19 protein-coding genes are annotated in these 16,701 nt (G+C 73.4%); 4 read left to right on the plus strand and 15 right to left on the minus strand.

Features of this window, described 5'->3' with window-relative positions; genetic code table 11:
- Window positions 1-380: 380 nt before the first annotated feature.
- From HDA43_RS22250 to fakA, 10 genes are all read right to left on the minus strand, one after another.
- A complete protein-coding gene (locus tag HDA43_RS22250; RefSeq protein WP_179824786.1) occupies window positions 381-572 on the minus strand; it encodes a hypothetical protein in 192 nt (63 codons plus the stop codon).
- A gap of 188 nt (window positions 573-760) precedes the next feature.
- A complete protein-coding gene (locus HDA43_RS22255) occupies window positions 761-1,036 on the minus strand; it encodes an acylphosphatase (RefSeq protein WP_179824788.1) in 276 nt (91 codons plus the stop codon).
- Window positions 1,033-1,899 carry a bifunctional DNA-formamidopyrimidine glycosylase/DNA-(apurinic or apyrimidinic site) lyase gene (gene mutM / locus HDA43_RS22260; RefSeq protein WP_179824790.1) on the minus strand — a complete coding sequence of 289 codons (867 nt, stop codon included), beginning with the start codon at window positions 1,897-1,899 and terminating at the stop codon, window positions 1,033-1,035. The genes HDA43_RS22255 and mutM overlap by 4 nt, the downstream gene beginning before the upstream one ends.
- A 139-nt stretch (window positions 1,900-2,038) precedes the next feature.
- Window positions 2,039-2,758, minus strand: coding sequence for a ribonuclease III (gene rnc / locus HDA43_RS22265; protein ID WP_179826338.1), 720 nt, complete (start codon window positions 2,756-2,758; stop codon window positions 2,039-2,041).
- 229 nt (window positions 2,759-2,987) lie between these two features.
- The gene (gene rpmF / locus HDA43_RS22270; protein ID WP_179824792.1) at window positions 2,988-3,167 is read right to left on the minus strand and encodes a 50S ribosomal protein L32; all 180 of its coding nucleotides are present in this window, start codon (window positions 3,165-3,167) and stop codon (window positions 2,988-2,990) included.
- Between the two features lies 1 nt (window position 3,168).
- Window positions 3,169-3,723: a YceD family protein gene (locus HDA43_RS22275; protein ID WP_179824794.1), complete on the minus strand. Its 555-nt coding sequence runs from the start codon at window positions 3,721-3,723 to the stop codon at window positions 3,169-3,171.
- A 65-nt stretch (window positions 3,724-3,788) separates the two neighbouring features.
- Window positions 3,789-4,265 (minus strand): pantetheine-phosphate adenylyltransferase, encoded by a 477-nt coding sequence (gene coaD, locus HDA43_RS22280; protein ID WP_179824796.1) that lies wholly within the window; start codon window positions 4,263-4,265, stop codon window positions 3,789-3,791.
- 16 nt (window positions 4,266-4,281) lie between these two features.
- On the minus strand, window positions 4,282-4,851 hold the full coding sequence (gene rsmD, locus HDA43_RS22285) for a 16S rRNA (guanine(966)-N(2))-methyltransferase RsmD (RefSeq protein WP_179824798.1): 570 nt from the start codon (window positions 4,849-4,851) through the stop codon (window positions 4,282-4,284).
- A gap of 563 nt (window positions 4,852-5,414) precedes the next feature.
- A complete protein-coding gene (gene recG / locus HDA43_RS22290; protein ID WP_179824800.1) occupies window positions 5,415-7,586 on the minus strand; it encodes an ATP-dependent DNA helicase RecG in 2,172 nt (723 codons plus the stop codon).
- Between the two features lie 100 nt (window positions 7,587-7,686).
- On the minus strand, window positions 7,687-9,264 hold the full coding sequence (fakA, locus tag HDA43_RS22295) for a fatty acid kinase ATP-binding subunit FakA (protein WP_179824802.1): 1,578 nt from the start codon (window positions 9,262-9,264) through the stop codon (window positions 7,687-7,689).
- A gap of 250 nt (window positions 9,265-9,514) precedes the next feature.
- Between fakA and rpmB the strand changes: the two genes are divergently transcribed.
- Window positions 9,515-9,700, plus strand: coding sequence for a 50S ribosomal protein L28 (rpmB, locus tag HDA43_RS22300; RefSeq protein ID WP_179824804.1), 186 nt, complete (start codon window positions 9,515-9,517; stop codon window positions 9,698-9,700).
- Window positions 9,701-9,837: 137 nt separating this feature from the next.
- Here rpmB and thiD read toward each other — a convergent pair whose 3' ends face one another.
- From thiD to HDA43_RS22315, 3 genes are all read right to left on the minus strand, one after another.
- Window positions 9,838-10,632 carry a bifunctional hydroxymethylpyrimidine kinase/phosphomethylpyrimidine kinase gene (thiD, locus tag HDA43_RS22305; protein ID WP_179824806.1) on the minus strand — a complete coding sequence of 265 codons (795 nt, stop codon included), beginning with the start codon at window positions 10,630-10,632 and terminating at the stop codon, window positions 9,838-9,840.
- Between the two features lie 28 nt (window positions 10,633-10,660).
- Complete coding sequence (locus HDA43_RS22310) at window positions 10,661-11,623, minus strand: hypothetical protein (protein WP_179824808.1); 963 nt, start codon at window positions 11,621-11,623, stop codon at window positions 10,661-10,663.
- A gap of 231 nt (window positions 11,624-11,854) precedes the next feature.
- Window positions 11,855-12,820, minus strand: a complete 966-nt coding sequence (locus HDA43_RS22315) for a thiamine-phosphate kinase (protein ID WP_179824810.1) — start codon at window positions 12,818-12,820, stop codon at window positions 11,855-11,857.
- A gap of 51 nt (window positions 12,821-12,871) precedes the next feature.
- Here HDA43_RS22315 and HDA43_RS22320 point away from each other — a divergent pair, with 51 nt between their 5' ends.
- The 3 genes from HDA43_RS22320 (at window position 12,872) to HDA43_RS22330 (ending at window position 14,312) form a co-directional block, all read left to right on the plus strand.
- Window positions 12,872-13,105, plus strand: coding sequence for an Lrp/AsnC family transcriptional regulator (locus tag HDA43_RS22320; RefSeq protein WP_179824812.1), 234 nt, complete (start codon window positions 12,872-12,874; stop codon window positions 13,103-13,105).
- A gap of 58 nt (window positions 13,106-13,163) precedes the next feature.
- Window positions 13,164-13,679 (plus strand): DUF3515 domain-containing protein, encoded by a 516-nt coding sequence (locus tag HDA43_RS22325; protein WP_312873494.1) that lies wholly within the window; start codon window positions 13,164-13,166, stop codon window positions 13,677-13,679.
- A 120-nt stretch (window positions 13,680-13,799) separates the two neighbouring features.
- A complete protein-coding gene (locus HDA43_RS22330; protein WP_218912364.1) occupies window positions 13,800-14,312 on the plus strand; it encodes a hypothetical protein in 513 nt (170 codons plus the stop codon).
- A 116-nt stretch (window positions 14,313-14,428) separates the two neighbouring features.
- Here HDA43_RS22330 and HDA43_RS22335 read toward each other — a convergent pair whose 3' ends face one another.
- Both HDA43_RS22335 and HDA43_RS22340 read right to left on the minus strand, forming a co-directional pair.
- The gene (locus tag HDA43_RS22335; protein ID WP_179824816.1) at window positions 14,429-15,538 is read right to left on the minus strand and encodes a D-alanine--D-alanine ligase family protein; all 1,110 of its coding nucleotides are present in this window, start codon (window positions 15,536-15,538) and stop codon (window positions 14,429-14,431) included.
- A gap of 148 nt (window positions 15,539-15,686) precedes the next feature.
- Window positions 15,687-16,694 carry an NAD(P)H-dependent glycerol-3-phosphate dehydrogenase gene (locus HDA43_RS22340; RefSeq protein WP_179824818.1) on the minus strand — a complete coding sequence of 336 codons (1,008 nt, stop codon included), beginning with the start codon at window positions 16,692-16,694 and terminating at the stop codon, window positions 15,687-15,689.
- Window positions 16,695-16,701 lie beyond the last annotated feature (7 nt).

Genomic DNA, 16,701 nt, shown 5'->3' on the forward strand with positions numbered 1-16,701 from the left:
TCACGGCACGGGCGCCGGTGCCCCGGTCGCGCGGGCGGCCCGGCTTCTCCGCCCGGGACGTCACCGCTCCCGCCTGGGCAGACTACCGTTCTTCGGCGGTGCCCGCCCGCGGGAGATCGGGCCGTTCCTCAGGGGAAGGGGCACGTCCGGCCGGAGACGAGGAACGCCACGACGGGCGCACGCCGGAGGCGGCTCGGAAAGGAGACGCCGTGGCGGGCCGTGCCGGGCGTGATCCGCGGCGGGGAACGCCGCGACGGGCCGCGTCGGACGCGGCCCGTAACAGGGGATGTCATGGCGGGCCGCTTCGTTCCGCGCGGCCCGCGACATGACAAGGGACGCCTCAAGAGGCGTCCCTGGACAATGTGTGTTCGCCCCGGCCTCTAGGTGAGAGCCGGCTCACGATCCTGCAGGCGGGTGAACTCCTCGTCACGGTTGCCCGTGAGTTCGGCGTTCTGGGCCTGGAGCCGGGTGAGCTCTGCCTCGAGATCACGGATGCGCTGCTGGAGACGGCGCATTTCCGAGACCATCCGAGGGTCAGGACCGCCGACGTGGCCGAGTAGAGCCTTCGCCATGTTAAGGGTCCTCCACGCTGAGTGACCAGACTGGTTCGCGCACTTCTTGCCGCGGGAGGGGTGCGCGTGGTTCTTATCAAGAGTCGCACCGGTGTGGGAGACGGTCAAGCTGAACGCTCCATGTGGATGCACCCGTGGGCACTCTCGACATTAGATTATACCCTAATTTGGCGAATCAGGGAAATGGTTTAACGTTCCGCGAAGCCGGCAGATGATCCTTTTGCCTCGCTCCAACGTTCTACCACCCCGTCAACCCGCCCCGGCGTGCGCCCGCCGCGCAGCAGGGCGAGCAGTTCCTCGCAGGGCTCCCGGGGGCCCTCGGCGACGACCTCCACCCGGCCGTCGGCGGTGTTCCTGGCCCAGCCGACCAGGCCGAGCTCCAGCGCCCGGGACCGCGTCCACCAGCGGAAACCCACGCCCTGGACGTATCCCCTGACCCAGGCGGTCAGCCGGACGGCGCTCACGCCGCGACCCCGCGCGGGCGCGGCTGGCAGCGGGGGCAGCTGTAGGAGGAGCGGTTCATGAACGACTCCCGGACGATCGGAGCGCCGCACCGCCCGCACGGCTCGTCGCGCCTGCCGTACACGTTCAGCGCCCGCTCGAAATAGCCGCTCTCGCCGTTGACGTTCACGTACAGGCTGTCGAAGGACGTGCCGCCCTCGGCCAGGGCCTCGGACATCACCCCGCGGGCCGCGTCCAGCAGCTCGGCGATCTTCGGCCGGGTCAGCGTCGCCGTGGGCCGCGACCCGTGCAGCCGGGCCCGCCACAGCGCCTCGTCGGCGTAGATGTTGCCGACCCCGCTGATCAGCGACTGGTCGAGCAGCGCCCGCTTGACCTCGGTCCGCCGGGCGCGCAGCCGGTGGGCGAAGCCGTCCTCGTCGAAGTGCTCCTCGAACGGGTCGGCCGCGATGTGGACGATCGGCTCGGGGACGTCCCGGCCCGCGGCGCGGGCCAGCGGGGTGACCAGCACGTGCCCGAAGGTCCGCTGGTCGACGAAACGCAGCTCGGGGCCGCCGTCGGCGAAGGCGATCCGGATCCGCAGGTGCTTCTCCAGGGGCGAGTCCGGCTCGACCACCAGCAGCTGGCCGCTCATCCCGAGGTGGGCCAGGACCGCGTCGGAGCCGTCCAGCGGCAGCCAGAGATACTTGCCCCGCCGCTGGGCCGTCCCGACCGTGCGGCCCGCCAGCCGGGAGGCGAACTCCTCGGCGCCGGGGACGTGGCGGCGGATCGCCCGGGGGTGCAGCACCTCGGCGTGGGCGACGACCCGGCCGGACACCCAGCGTTCCAGGCCGCGTCGTACGACCTCCACCTCCGGCAACTCGGGCATGCCGGTCCCCCCCTCTCTCAGGACGTCGTCCGCGGACGCCGTACCCGGGCCGTTCAGGGCGCCCACGGTACCCGCGGCGCCCGGCAGGCGCATCCGGGGACGCGGCGCCCGTCCGGGACGTCCGGTACGTCCGGGCCGCTCAGGACGCGGTGTCGGCCTCGCGCTTGTCGCGGTCGCTGCGGATGCGGTTCCAGGCGGCCTCGGCGGCCTGCTGCTCGGCCTCCTTCTTGGAACGCCCGGAGCCCGAGCCGTACTCCTCCCCGCCGAGGCGGACCACGGCGGTGAAGGACTTGGCGTGGTCGGGGCCGCTCTCCTCGACGTGGTAGTCCGGCACGCCGAGCGACTCGGAGGCGGTGAGCTCCTGCAGGGAGGTCTTCCAGTCGAGCCCGGCGCCCAGCGACGCCGAGCGCGTGATGAGCGGGTCGAACAGCAGGTGGACGACGCGGAACGCCTCGCCGAGGCCCTTGTCGACGTACACCGCGCCGATCAGCGCCTCCAGCGTGTCGGCGAGGATGGAGGACTTGTCACGCCCTCCGGTGCCCTCCTCGCCCCGGCCCAGGCGCAGGAACCTGCCGAGCTCCAGCGTGCGGGCCACGTCGGCGAGGGCGCGCATGTTGACCACCGCGGCCCGCAGTTTGGCCAGCTGCCCCTCGGGCAGGTCGGGGTGGTTGCGGTAGAGGGTGTCGGTGACCACCAGGCCCAGCACCGAGTCGCCCAGGAACTCCAGGCGCTCGTTGGTCGGCAGCCCGCCGTTCTCGTAGGCGTAGGAGCGGTGGGTCAGCGCCCGCTCCAGGAGCGCGGCCTCCAGCCGCACCCCGAGGACCCGCTCCAGCTCGTCACGGGCCAGTTCGACGGCCATCGGCTTGACGCTTGCACCCAACGTCTTCTCCTCGCTCTTCGACGGTGAACGCGCGATGGCGAGAGAGGACGGGAGTGCCCGAAGACGTGGTGGGCGCCGGGAGGGTGCACGTCGCCGTGACCCCGGCGTCCACCACAGCCGCGGGCGAGCCGCCATCGCGTCGGATGGAACGTAAGACGCCGGCCAGGCCCGAAAGGGACCCGGCCGGCATCCGTCAGTCAGAACGCGATCAGGCGGAGGGCTCGATCACCTGACGGCGGTTGTAGGTGCCGCAGGACGGGCACGCCACGTGCGGACGCTTCGGCGAGCGGCACTGGGGGCAGCTCACGAGCGAGACCGCGGCGGCCTTCCACTGCGACCTGCGGGAGCGAGTGTTGCTCCGCGACATCTTGCGCTTGGGGACAGCCACGTCAGCTCTCCTGATCGTTGTTATCTTCCGGAACCAGACCTTGCAGCTTGGCCCAGCGGGCGTCGATCACCTCGTGCTTGTGACCGGGCTCGGCGTCCGCCAGCCTGACCCCGCACTCCGAGCAGAGCCCCTCGCAGTCTTCACTGCAGACCGGGCTCAGCGGCAGTGTCAGCACCACCGCGTCACGGAAGACGGGTTCGAGATCGAGCAGTTCACCGTCGAGAAGCGAGTCGTCCTCGGCGGCATCCTCCGCCGAGTAGAAGAACAGCTCCTGGAAGCCCACTTCGGTCTCCGAAGTGATCTCTTCCAGGCACCGTGCGCACTCCCCCCGCAGCGGGGCCTGCGCCGTGCCCGTGACGAGCACGCCTTCCATGACCGCCTCAAGCCGGATGTCCAGCTCGACGTCGGCGCCCACAGGGATGCCGATCATCTCGACGCCGAGGTTCGCCGGTGCCGGAAGGGTGAGGGACATCTGCCGCATACTCCCCGGCCTCCGCCCCAGATCATGGGTGGAGATCACCCACGGGGCTCGGGGGTCGAGGGTCTGCAGAGTCATGTCGCTCTCATCAGGCATGGCGAATCACCGCCGTCGTGCAAGGCAAAACAAGAGAATACCAGGGCCTAACCCCTGAGCCGTTCCACCAGCCGCCGTTCGACCAGTTCCGGCACCAGGCCGTTGACGTCCCCGCCGTAGCGGACGATCTCCTTGATGCGGCTGGACGACAGGAACGACACCTCCGGGCCGGTCGCCATGAACAGCGTCTCCACCCCCGACATCCGGTAGTTGAGCTGGGCCTGCTGCAGCTCGTAGTCGAAGTCGCTGATCGCGCGCAGTCCCTTGACGATCGCCGGGATCTCCTGCTGCCTGCAGTAGTCGACCAGCAGGCCGTGGAACTTGTCCACCCGGACGTTGCCGTACTCCTTGGTGACGGACAGGAGCATCTCGATGCGCTCCTCGACCGTGAACAGGCTCTTCTTCTCGATGTTGATCAGGACGGCTACGACGACCTCGTCGTACTGCCGGGAGGCCCGGCCGATGATGTCCAGGTGGCCGTTGGTAACGGGATCGAACGATCCCGGGCATACAACGCGACGCAAGGTGAAACCCCCTGCTCTATGGATTCCCGGCGGCGCGACCGTACCAAACGGACGCTTCGCCGTAGCGACGGACCCTCTCCTCTTCGTACCCGGAAGGCCACTCAAGGGCCCCGCCCCGGCTCTCCCGCTCCACCGCCACCAGCGCGTCCCCGGCCAGCCAGCCGTGGTCGCGCAGCCGCTCCAGCACGGCCCGCACCTCCGCGTCGGTCACCGCGTACGGCGGGTCGGCGAACACCAGGTCGTACGGCTCCGCGGCACCTCTGGCCAGCACCCGCTCGACCCGGTCGGCCGCGAGCTCGGCGCCCGGCAGGCCCAGGCTCGCGATGTTCGTCCTGATCGTCCGGACCGCCTTGGCGTCGGACTCCACCAGCAGCGCGTGCGCCGCCCCGCGCGACAGCGCCTCCAGCCCGATCGCGCCGGACCCGGCGTACAGGTCGAGCACCCTGGCGCCGTCCAGCGGGCCGAGCAGCGAGCCCACGGTGGAGAAGATGCCCTCCCTGGCCCGGTCGCTCGTGGGGCGGGTGCCCCGCCCCGGCGGCACCGCCAGCCGCCGCCCCCCTGCGCTTCCCGCGATCACTCGGCTCACCCGCCCATTGTCCCAGCCGTTCCGGCGCGGCCGCCCGGGCGTTCCCCCGGCCCTCCCGCGGTCGCCCGCGACGGACCGGGCGCACCGGAGGCGGAACGGCCGGCGGAACGGTCGGCGACGGGCCGCCGACGGGAGGGCGGCGAAGGGCGGCGGCGCACCCCGGCGTGTCGCGGCGCATCACATAACCGCAGGTCAAAAGGGTTTCGCCAGGTGATCTAGGTCAAGAGTGGGCAAGGAGCGGCGACGAAACCGCAAGGGTCGTTCCCCCCGGCCCCCGCGCCTTGCATGATGAGTCCTGCGGCCTTCGACAGTCCCAGGGGAAGGCCGACCGGCGTGGTCGTGAGCCCTTCCGCACGCCGGTGCTCTCGGCACCTGACCCGAGAGTGGGCCCAGGCGGGGACGGCATTCGGGGGGAGGCCGTCCCCGCAGTTGGGCTTTTCTGATCTCCGCCGTACGGCGCCCCGCCCGCGCCGGCGTCCGCCGGTCCCGCGCCGCCGTCCGGAACGTCCCCTCCCCCGCCGCCATGGCCTCTCATGACCGGCCGCGCGGTCCCGCGCCCGCCGTCAGGCCTTCTCCAGGTACTCGGCGCGCTCGTCGGCCAGCAGCCGGTCGATCTCCGTACGGAGCACGGGGTGCCCGATCAGCTCGGGGTCGGCCGCCAGCATCTCCTCGGCGTCCGCGCGGGCGGCGAGGATGACCTCCTCGTCGCGCAGGAGCTGGAGCATCTTCAGCGACGACCGGCGCCCCGACTGGGCCACGCCGAGCACGTCGCCCTCGCGGCGCTGCTCCAGATCGACGCGCGACAGCTCGAAGCCGTCGAGGGTCGCCGCCACCGCGTCGAGCCGCTGCCGGGCGGGCGTGCCGCCCGGGGCGTCGCTCACCAGCAGGCACAGCCCCGGCAGCCCGCCCCGGCCGACCCGGCCGCGCAGCTGGTGGAGCTGGGAGACGCCGAACCGGTCGGCGTCCATGATCACCATGACCGAGGAGTTGGGGACGTCCACGCCCACCTCGATGACCGTGGTCGCCACCAGGACGTCGACCTCGCCGCGGGCGAAGGCCCGCATCACGGCGTCCTTCTCCTCCGGGGGCAGCTTGCCGTGCAGCACCGCCGTACGGAGCCCGGAGAGCGGCCCCTCCGAGAGCATCGCGGCCACGTCGAGCACGGCCAGCGGCGGCCGCCGCTCGTCGTCGCCCTTGGCCAGGTCTCCCTCGTCGCCCTCCAGGTCGCCGATGCGGGGGCAGACGATGTACGCCTGCCGGCCCAGCTCGACCTCCTCGCGCAGCCGCGTCCAGGCGCGGTCGAGGAAGTGCGGCTTCTCGGCCGCGGGCACCACGTGCGTGGTGATCGGCGCGCGGCCGGAGGGGAGCTGGGAGAGCGTGGAGACCGTGAGGTCGCCGAAGACCGTCATGGCGACCGTGCGCGGGATCGGGGTGGCGGTCATGACCAGCACGTGCGGGCGCCCCTCGCCGGCCTTCTCGCGCAGCGCGTCGCGCTGCTCGACGCCGAAGCGGTGCTGCTCGTCCACCACCACCAGGCCCAGATCGGCGAACTGCACCCGCTCCTGGAGCACCGCGTGGGTGCCGACCACGATGCCGGCCGCCCCCGAGGCCGCGTCGAGCATGGCCGAGCGGCGGGCCGCGGCGCCCAGTGAGCCGGTCAGCAGCGCGACGGAGGTGCCGCCGAACATGCCGCCCGTGGCCAGGTCGCCGAGCATGGCGGTGATCGAGCGGTGATGCTGCTGGGCGAGCACCTCGGTGGGGGCCAGCAGCACGGCCTGCCCGCCGGCGTCGACCACCTGGAGCATGGCGCGCAGCGCGACGACGGTCTTGCCCGCGCCGACCTCGCCCTGCAGCAGCCGGTGCATGGGATGGGGCCGGGCGAGGTCTTCGGCGATCTCCTCGCCGACGTCCCGCTGCCCCTCGGTGAGCTGGAACGGCAGGCGCGCGTCGAAGTCGGCCAGCAGCCCGTCGCCGCGCGGCGGCCGGGGCGTGGCCGGCCAGGAGCCTGCCGCCATCTTGCGCTGCACCAGCACGGCCTGCAGCGTGAACGCCTCGTCGAACTTCAGCCGCTTGCGCGCCCGGGACACGTCGGCGTGGTCGCGCGGCCGGTGGATCGCCAGCAGCGCCTCGGCCAGGCCGGGCAGCCGGTGCCGGGTGCGCAGCTCGGCCGGGAGCGGGTCGTCGAGCGGGCCGAGGGTGTCGAGGACGACCCCCAGCGCCCGGCGGATCGCCCACGGCGTCACGTCCTTGCCCGCGGGGTAGATCGGCACCAGCGCCGCGGCGAACTCCTCGGCGTCCGCCTCGGTCTCGTCGAACATCTCGAACTCGGGGTGGGAGAGCTGCCACCTGCGCTTGTCGCCCTGGCCGAACGCGCCGACCTTGCCGGCGAACATGCCGCGCCGCCCCGGCCGCAGCCGCGTCTCGGCGATGTGGGACGCCCGGCCGAAGAAGGAGAGGTAGATCTTGCTGCGGCGGCCGTCGACGACCTCGACCTCCAGCCAGGTGCCGCCCTTGTTGCGCATCGGCCTGCGCATGAGCCTGGTCACCTCGCCCACCACGGTGACGTGCTCGTCGACCTGCAGGTCGTCGAGGTCGGTCAGCTCGCCCCGCTCGGCGTAGCGGCGCGGGTAGTGCCGCAGGAGGTCGCCGACGGTGCGCAGGCCGAGAACGCTCTCCAGCAGCTTGGAGGTCTTGGGATCCAGCGCTTTCGTCAGCGGCTCGTCGAAGCTCGTCACCCCACGTTTCTACCGTGCCGGACGGACAGAACCGGCGCGTGCCGCCCCACCGGGTCCGCGGAACCGGACGGCACGCCGCCGGGCCGCACCCGGGCGCGGCTCACTCCACGCCGACGAGCAGCGGGTAGCCGCCCTGACCGCCCTCGTACACGACGACCTCCACGTCGGGCCTCTCCTCGGCCAGGTGGTCGCGTACGGCGCCGGCCAGACCGGGCGGCGCGCCGGCGCCCTCCAGCATGGTCACCAGCTCACTGGCGGGGGTCATCATGCGGCGGACGATCTCGATCGCGACGCCGGTGACGTCGGCGCCGACCACCGCCGCGTCGCCGTCGACCACGCCCAGGACGTCTCCCGGCGCGACCAGTCCGGCGCTCGTCATGACCTCCCGGTCGGCCACCCAGACGTGCCCGTGGCGGGTGTGCGCGGCGGCCTCGGTCATGGCGACCACGTCGTCGTCGAAGCGGCGCAGCGGGTCGTGGACCGCCAGCGCGGCCAGCCCCTGCACCGAGGCCCTGGTGGGCAGCACGGCCACGGTCAGGCCCTCCTCCCGGGCGATCTCGGCGGCGGCCGTCGCCACCTCTCGCGTGCCGTCGTCGTTGGGCAGCACCGCGACCTCCGAGCCCGCCTCGCGGATCGCGGCGAGGACCGCCGCCAGCGGCGGGCTGGACCCGGGCTCCCTTCGCACCACCACCGCTCCCGCCTGCCCGAACACCGCGCCCAGCGCGGGGCCCGCGGCCACCGCCACCACGCCCCGGCGGCGGGCGGGCGGATGGGTGTGCCCGGGTCCGCCGAGGTAGGTCACCCTGATCCGGTGGGGTCTGCCCGCCGCCATGCCCGCCTCGATCGCCGCCCCCGCGTCGTCCACGTGGACGTGGACGTTCCACAGGTCGTCGCCGCCCACGACCACCAGGGAGTCGCCGAGCGCGTCGAGCTCCCGGCGCAGCCGCCCGACCGCGTCCGCGCCGGCGTCCAGCAGGTACATGACCTCGTAGCAGGGCCCGCCCTGCGGCTCGGCGACAGGTCCGGGCATGGTCCCGCGGGCCGGCGCGGGGACGTCGGGCCGGCCGGGGTAGGAGCCGGTGACCACCGCGGCGAGGCTCTCCAGGATGAGGGCCAGCCCTGCCCCGCCCGCGTCCACGACCCCGCTCCTGGCCAGCACGTCGAGCTGGCCCGGCGTACGGCGCAGCGCCGCGCGCGCCTCCTCGGCGGCCTTCCCGGCCACCGCCGCCAGGTCCGCCGACAGCCCCCGCACGGCCCCGGCGGCGGCGGTGAGCACGCTGAGCACCGTGCCCTCCACCGGCCTGGCCACCGCCTCGCGGGCCAGTTCGGCGGCCCTGACCAGCCCGCGTCCGAGGTCGGCCCCCCGGCCCTCGGCGGTCCGCAGCACCTCGGCGAGGCCGCGCAGCGCCTGGCTGACGATGACGCCGGAGTTGCCGCGGGCCCCGAGCAGCGCGCCCCGGGCGAACGCCTGCCAGGTGGTCGCGGTGTCGGCGTCGGCGGGCAGCTCGTCGAGCGCCTCGGCCGCCGAGAGCATGGTCAGGTGCAGGTTGGTGCCGGTGTCACCGTCGGGGACGGGGAAGACGTTGAGCGCGTCGATCTCCCGCCGGGCCCGGCCCAGGGTCTCCGCGGCCAGCCGGGACCAGCGCCGCACCGCCGGCGCGTCGAGAACCTGCAGCATGCCCGCCCTCCTGCCCGTCGCCGCGGGGTCGCTCCGCCGCGCGTCCCACCGGACCACGGAAGCGACCCGCCGGGGATGCGCTACGGTTGTCCTGGAGATTATCTCCGTTCGACCAGGCGTGACGGCTCCTGTTGGCACGCACGGCCGGACATCGGATATCCTCGTGTGGCCAGCCGGTCGTCCCGGCGTGCCCGATGACCGCCCGCTAGCGAGGCGGATCGAGCCTCTCTACCGATCTAAGGAGCGAATCGTGGCTTCCGTCTGCGACGTCTGCGCTAAGAAGCCGACCTTCGGCAACAACATCTCCCATTCGCACCGCCGCACCCGCCGCCGCTGGAACCCCAACATCCAGACCGTGCGCGCGGTGGTGAACGGTACGCCGAAGCGGATGAACGTGTGCACCTCCTGCATCAAGGCCGGCAAGGTCGCCCGCTAGTCAGACCTCCCGCGCAGCCCGCCGTACCCGCTGAGGGAACGGCGGGCTGCCGCCTTTTCCGGGGCCGCACCCGCATGGTCCGCCCGGCCCGCCGCCGCGCCGCGCCCGAGGGCCGGGCGGAGGCGGGACCCCGGCCGTCAGCGCCAGAGCCAGCCGTGGTCGACGGGGCCGATGCCCGCGCCCAGCGGGAACCCCCGGGCGATCGCGCCCGTGACGTACTCCTTGGCCCTGCCCACCGCCCCCGGAACGTCCTCGCCGAGGGCGAGGTAGGAGGCGATGGCCGAGGCCAGCGTGCAGCCGGTGCCGTGGGTGTGCCGGTTGTCGTGCCGTTCGGCGGTGAAGCGGAACTCCCGGACGCCGTCGGTCAGCAGGTCGACCGGCGCGCCCGGCAGGTGGCCGCCCTTGACCAGCACCCAGGCGGGCCCCATCGTGAGGACCGCGTCGGCGGCCCGGCGCATGTCGCCCTCCTCCTCCACCTTCACCCCGGTGAGCTGGGCCACCTCCCAGAGGTTGGGGGTGACGACGGTGGCCGTCGGCAGCAGCCGGGTCCGCACCGTGTCCACGGCCTCGGGCGCCAGCAGCGCGTCGCCGTGCTTGGAGACCCCCACCGGGTCCACCACCACCGGCGCGTCCACCCCGGCGAGCACCTCCGCGACCGTCTCGACGAGCACGGGTGAGGCGAGCATCCCCGTCTTGACGGCCTGGACCCCGATGTCGCCCAGCACCGAGTCGAGCTGCGCGCGCACCGCCTCGGGGGGAAGCTCCCAGTACCCCTGCACGCCCAGCGAGTTCTGCGCCGTCACGGCGGAGATGACGCTCATGCCGTGCACGCCGAGGGCGAGCATGGTCTTCAGGTCGGCCTGGATGCCCGCGCCGCCGCCGGAGTCGGAACCGGCGACGGTCAGTACGCGGGGAGGGATCGAATCGGTCATACCGCCATCCAACCAGGTGCGGTCCCGCTCAGCCGACCGTGCACTTCCCCTGCGGGCTTCGGCAGGTCCGCGGGGTCTCGGCCCGGCCCTGCGCGGTCACGGTGAGGACCAGCCTCTCCCCCGCGTCCATGTCCTCGGCCGACTCGATCACCAGGGTGTCGCCGTCCTGCCGCCAGCCGGCGCCCTCGACCGAGGTGACCTCTCCGCCGACCGGCAGGCTCAGGTCCAGTCCGGGGAGGCGCTCGTCCGCGGCGACCACGAGCCGGGCGGTGTACGCCTGCTGCCTCTGCCGTACGACGCCGAACCCGACCCGCAGGGCCGCGCCCGGGACGGAGGCGGCGGCCGGCTCCGCCGTGGACGACTGCGTCTCGGGGGTCTGCTCGACCGGCGGCGGGGTGGTGGCCTGCGGGGTCTCCGCCGTGTCGTGCCGAGGGCCGGTGGTGGGGCCGACGACGTACGACTGGTCACCGGGGCCGGGGGCGGCGTCCTCGCCGGACCTGTCGACCGGCCGCGAGTGCTGGGCGCGGCGCGGGACACGGGTGTCCTCCGGACGCGGCGTCGCGGTGGGCGTGCGGCCGGAGCGGCGCTGCTGCGTCCGGGGCGTCACGGGAGCCGGGGTCGCGCTCTCCCCGGCGGCCGGGGACTCCCCGGCGGGCGGCTCGGTCTCGTCGCCGGGCGGGCTCTCCTCCTCCGGGGGGAGCGAGGCGGAGCCGTCCGGCTCGTCGAAGGCCGTCGCGTGGCAGCCGCGCGGCGGGCACGCCGCGTCCGGAGCCGTCTCCGAGCCGCTCAGCAGGCGGACGCCCCCGAAGGTCCCGCCCAGCACCACGGTCACCGCGGCGACGGCGAGCACGGTCTTCTTCCCCCGCCCGGCCCGCCGGCGGTCCTCCGGCCAGGCCGGCTCCGGCATCTCGGACGTGGCCGTCCAGCCCGAGCCCAGGAAGCCCGCACGGGTGACGGTCTCGGCCTCGCCGGTCCCGGTCGTGAGGGTCACGGTCTCCGCCGACTCCTCGGGCCGGAGACGCCGGCCGACCGGCGTGTCGAGACTGCGGGTCTCCTCGGGGAGCTCCGGGTCACGTTCCCGCTGTACACGGCGGGCGTTTTCCCTATGTCCACCATGGCGGCCCATGTCGCCCCTTCCACCAGGAATTCCGACAGCACATCTTCATACCAGTTCAGTAACCCTTGGGGGCAAATTTCACTGGGGTCACATCGGTGGCACGCGTCACTCGCGGAAGTGGTCCCAGCCGCCGTGCTCCACCGAGCGTCCCTCGACCCGCACTCCCCCGCCCTCGATGATCCGGCCGACCATGGTCCACTCCGAGGGCAACGCTACGCCGTTCGGGAAGGTCGCGGCGAGCGCGTGGTCGTCTCCGCCGGAAAGGACCCATTCCAGGGGGTCGGCGCCGAGCAGGTCCGCGGCCTCGCGCAGCGCGCCGGGCACGGGGAGGCGTACGGGGTCGAGCACGACGCCGACGCCACTGGCCCGCGCCACGTGGCCGAGGTCCTGCAGCAGGCCGTCGCTGACGTCGAGCATCGCCGTGGCGCCTAGCCCGGCCGCCTCCGGACCGCGGGCGTACGGCGGGAGAGGACGGCGGTGCGCCTCGACGAGCCCGGCCTGCTCCGCGGGAACGGTCACGCCCGCGCGGAGCAGCGCGAGGCCGGCGGCGGCGTGCCCGAGCCGTCCCGTCACCGCGACCACGTCTCCTGGGCGCGCCCCCGAGCGGGTGACCGGCGCGCGCCCGCCCAGGTCACCCAGGGCGGTGACCCCGATCACCACCGCGTCGCAGCGGGTGACGTCGCCGCCGACCACGCTGGCGCCGACCAGGTCGCACTCGTCGCGCAAGCCGTCGGTGAGGTCGTCCAGCCAGCCGGTGGACGCGTCGGCGGGCAGGCCGAGGCCGACCACGATGCCGGTGGGGCGGGCGCCCATCGCCGCGACGTCGGAGAGGTTCTGCGCGGCGGCCTTGCGGCCGATGTCGTAGCCGCTGGACCAATCGCGGCGGAAGTGCCTACCCTCGATCAGGAGGTCCGTCGTCACGACGACCCGCCCGTCGGGGGCCCGCAACAGCGCCGCGTCGTCGCCGGGACCGAGTAATACCGCCCCTTCCTGTGGCAGACGTCCGGAAATACGTGAGACAATCCCGAATTCGCCGAGATCTCCGACTGTGATGGCGCACCTCCTGTTCATCACAGGGTACGGTGGCCCTTCGGCACTGATCCAATCGCCCCGGAGGACGTTATGGTGCAGGCCTACATCCTTATCCAGACCGAGGTCGGCAAGGCCGCGAGCGTGGCCGGGCAGATCGCGGGAATCCCCGGTGTCACGCAGGCGGAGGACGTCACCGGGCCCTACGATGTGATCGTCCGCGCCGAGGCGCGGAACGTCGACGAGCTGGGCAAGCTCGTCGTGGCCAGGATCCAGGGGGTCGAGGGGATCACGCGCACGCTCACGTGCCCCATCGTCCACATCTGAGCGTCACGGAAAGCCGAGCGTCACGGAAAGCCCGAACATCACCGAAGGTCCGAGCGTCGTGGGAGACCCGAACACCACGGGGAGTCCGAGAGTCACGGAAGGTCCGAGCGCCACGGGGAGGCGCCGGACGCCGTCCCGGCCCGCCCGCTGGGCCGCCTGTGCCTGCGCCCTGCTGGCCCTGGCCGGGTGCGGCGGCCCGGTCCGGGTGGAGCCGCCCGCTCCGCAGGGACAGGCCGCCGCCGGATGCCGGGCGCTCGGCGGGCGGCTTCCGGCCGAGCTCGACGGCGCGGAGCGGACGGAGTCGGAGCCCGCGTCGCCGTACGTCGCGGTCTGGGGCGGCGGCGAGATCGCGCTGCGCTGCGGGGTGCCCAGGCCGCCGTCCATGTCGGCCACCGCCGAGGTGCCGGAGATCGACGGGGTGGCGTGGTTCTCGGACCCGGCCCGGCCCCTGCTGTTCACCGCGATCGGCCGGGAGGCGTACGTCGAGGTGACGGTCTCCCGCAAGCACGTGTCGGAGAGCGTCCTCGTCGACCTCGCGGCCCCGATCAAGGCGGCGCTGCCCCAGACGGGGTGACCCGTACCGGGACGGCGCGGGGAGGGATTCCCGCCCACGTCGGGACGCCTCCGCGGGCTGCTTAAGCCCAACCACAACGGGCATCCAGGACAAATGTGGAGAAAAGCAGTATTTGAAGGGTTGATAGCGGGGGCGGCCGGCGCGGTCGCCATGACGCTGGCGGAGAAGGTGGAGCAGCGCCTGACCGGGCGACCCGACTCCCGCGTGCCGGCCCGGGTGCTGGAGCGGCTGACCGGGCTGCCCGAGATGCCGGCCGGGCAGCCCGTGCCGCTCAACCTGGCGATGCACCTCGGACAGGGATGCCTGCTCGGCGTGCTGCGCGGCATGATGGCGACCGCCGGGCTGCGCGGCCCGTGGTCCTCGGCGATGTTCTGGGTGGTGCGGCTCACCAACGACCAGACGCTGGAGAACGCGACCGGCGTGGGCGCCCCGCCGTGGACCTGGCCCCGGCGCGAGCTCGTGGTGGACCTGCTGCACAAGGGCGTCTACGCCTTCACCACGGGGGTCGTCGCCGACCGGCTCGCCGAACGGCACGGCCTCGGCCCCGGGCAGGTGCACGCCAACATTGCGCCGGGCCGTGCCGCGGACGTGGCCCCGCCGCCCCGGGGACGCCGTACCCTCGCGCGGAGGTGACGGGACCGGTGCGGACGCCGTCACCCGCGCGGCACGGCCCGTAGTACGGCTCCGCCGGCCCGCACGGCGTGAGGCGAGCCGGGCACGGGCCGGGGAGCGGCGCCGGGCGAGCCGGGTCAGCGCAGGCCGGTGGCGCGGTGCAGGGCGAGCTGGATCAGCCGGTCGACCAGCTCGGGGTAGGGAAGCCCGCTGGCCGCCCACAGCCGCGGCGCGACCGACGTCGCGGTGAAGCCGGGCATCGTGTTGATCTCGTTGACGATCAGTCGGCCGTCCGGGGTGTAAAAGAAGTCGACCCTGGCCAGGCCCTCGCAGTCCAGTGCCTCGAAGGCGCGCACGGCCATCGCCCGAAGGCTCTCGGCGACGTCGTCGGGGATGTCGGCGGGCACCGCCACGGAGGTGGCGTCGCTGATGTACTTCGCCTCGAAGTCGTAGAAGTCTTGGCCGCCGGCGACCATGACCTCGCCCGCCAGGCTGGCCCGCGGCGCCTCGTCCCCGGGGGACTCCAGCACCGCGCACTCGATCTCGCGCCCGTCGATCGCCGCCTCCACCAGCACCTTGGGGTCGTGCTCGCGGGCGAACTCGACGGCCCGCTCCAGCTCGCCCAGGTCGGTGGCCCTGGAGATGCCCTGGCTGGAGCCGGCACGGGCGGGCTTGACGAAGACCGGCCAGCCGAGCTCCTCGACCTCCTTCAGGACCCGCTGGCGGTCGGTCCGCCAGTCGCGGTCGCGGATCACGACGTATGGGCCGACGGGCAGCCCGGCGGCGGCCAGCACCAGCTTCATGTAGCCCTTGTCCATGCCGACCGCGCTGGCCAGCACCCCGGAGCCGACGTAGCGGACCCCGGCCATCTCCAGCAGCCCCTGGAGGGTGCCGTCCTCGGCGAAGGGCCCGTGCATCACCGGGAAGACGACGTCCACCCGGCCGAGCTCCTCCGGGACCCGGCTCGGCTCGTAGGCGACCAGCGTGCCGCTGCCGGAGGGCAGCGCCAGAGCCGTGCCCTCCGCGTCGACGGACGGCAGCTCCCGGCCCTCGATCGCGTACCGCTGCCGGTCGGAGACGAGCACCCAGCGCCCGTCCTGGGCGATCCCCACGGGGATCACCTCGTACTTGGACCGGTCGATGACGTCGAGCACGCTCCCGGCTCCGAGGAGGGAGACGGAGTGCTCGGAGTTACGGCCGCCGAAGACGACCGCGACCCGGGGCCGGGTTTCGTGCTGCTCGCTCATGATGACCGAATGTACCGTCTCCAGCGGGTCGTCCCGGTTATCTGACGCGCTGACAGGCAGGCCGCAGGCCACCCGGGCCCGGCGGGCGGCCGTACGGGCACGGGACGCGCGCACCCGGGGCGGGCGCGGAACACGCGGACGCCCGGCCTCAGACGCCGTACCGCTCCGGCTTGGGGGTCCGGGACATCAGCAGGACCGCCGCCTCGTCCGGCGGCATGCCGTCGTGGACGATCGCCACGACCACCTCGGTGATCGGCATCTCCACGTCGTGTTTCCTGGCCAGCGCCAGGACCGACTCGCACGACTTGACGCCCTCGGCGGTCTGCTTCGTCGCGGCGATGACCTCGGCCATCTTCATGCCCCGGCCGAGGTTCTCGCCGAAGGTGCGGTTGCGGGAGAGCGGGGAGGTGCAGGTGGCCACCAGGTCGCCCATCCCGGCGAGTCCGGCGAAGGTGTGCGGGTCCGCGCCGAGCGCCGCGCCCAGGCGGGAGATCTCCGCCAGCCCGCGCGTCATCAGCATCGCGCCGACGTTGGCGCCGAGGCCCATGCCGGCCGCGACACCGACCCCGAGGGCGATGACGTTCTTCACCGCCCCGCCGAGCTCGACGCCCACCACGTCGGGGTTGGTGTAGGGGCGGAACCACGGCAGGTGGCACGCCTCCTGGAGGCGCTCCATGGCGCGCTCGTCGGTGCAGGCCACGACGGTCGCCGCGGGCTGGCCCCGGACGATCTCACCGACCAGGTTGGGGCCGGACACCACCGCGACCCGCTCCTCGGGCACTCCGGCGACCTCGCGGATCACCTCGCTCATCCGCTTGGTGGTGCCGAGTTCGACGCCCTTCATCAGGCTCACCAGCACCGCCTCCGGCGGCAGGTGCGGCGTCCAGCGGCTGAGGTTCTCGCGCAGCGTCTGGGAGGGCACCGCGAGGACCACGAAGTCGGCGCCTTCGAGGGCCTCGGCCGGGTCGGTCGTGGCGCGCAGCGACTCCGGAAGCGTCACCCCCGGGAGGTAGTCGGGGTTCTCGTGGCGGCGATCGATCGCCTCGACGATCTCGGGCCTGCGGCCCCAGAGCGTCGTCCGGGTGCCCGCCCTCGCCATGATCATCGCGAAGGTGGTTCCCCATGAGCCCGTACCGAATACAGCCGCCTTGGTCATTTCATCA

The organism is Streptosporangium sandarakinum (assembly GCF_013409935.1).
GTDB lineage: Bacteria > Actinomycetota > Actinomycetes > Streptosporangiales > Streptosporangiaceae > Streptosporangium > Streptosporangium nondiastaticum.

Bases quoted from the DNA above. Each gene is read 5' to 3' on its own strand.
- HDA43_RS22250 (WP_179824786.1), bottom strand. From the start codon at position 572: ATGGCGAAGGCTCTACTCGGCCACGTCGGCGGTCCTGACCCTCGGATG.
- mutM (WP_179824790.1), bottom strand. From the start codon at position 1,899: ATGCCCGAGTTGCCGGAGGTGGAGGTCGTACGACGCGGCCTGGAACGC.
- rnc (WP_179826338.1), bottom strand. From the start codon at position 2,758: ATGGCCGTCGAACTGGCCCGTGACGAGCTGGAGCGGGTCCTCGGGGTG.
- HDA43_RS22275 (WP_179824794.1), bottom strand. From the start codon at position 3,723: ATGACTCTGCAGACCCTCGACCCCCGAGCCCCGTGGGTGATCTCCACC.
- fakA (WP_179824802.1), bottom strand. From the start codon at position 9,264: ATGCTGCAGGTTCTCGACGCGCCGGCGGTGCGGCGCTGGTCCCGGCTG.
- thiD (WP_179824806.1), bottom strand. From the start codon at position 10,632: ATGACCGATTCGATCCCTCCCCGCGTACTGACCGTCGCCGGTTCCGAC.
- HDA43_RS22315 (WP_179824810.1), bottom strand. From the start codon at position 12,820: ATGAACAGGAGGTGCGCCATCACAGTCGGAGATCTCGGCGAATTCGGG.
- HDA43_RS22320 (WP_179824812.1), top strand. From the start codon at position 12,872: ATGGTGCAGGCCTACATCCTTATCCAGACCGAGGTCGGCAAGGCCGCG.
- HDA43_RS22335 (WP_179824816.1), bottom strand. From the start codon at position 15,538: ATGAGCGAGCAGCACGAAACCCGGCCCCGGGTCGCGGTCGTCTTCGGC.
- HDA43_RS22340 (WP_179824818.1), bottom strand. From the start codon at position 16,694: ATGACCAAGGCGGCTGTATTCGGTACGGGCTCATGGGGAACCACCTTC.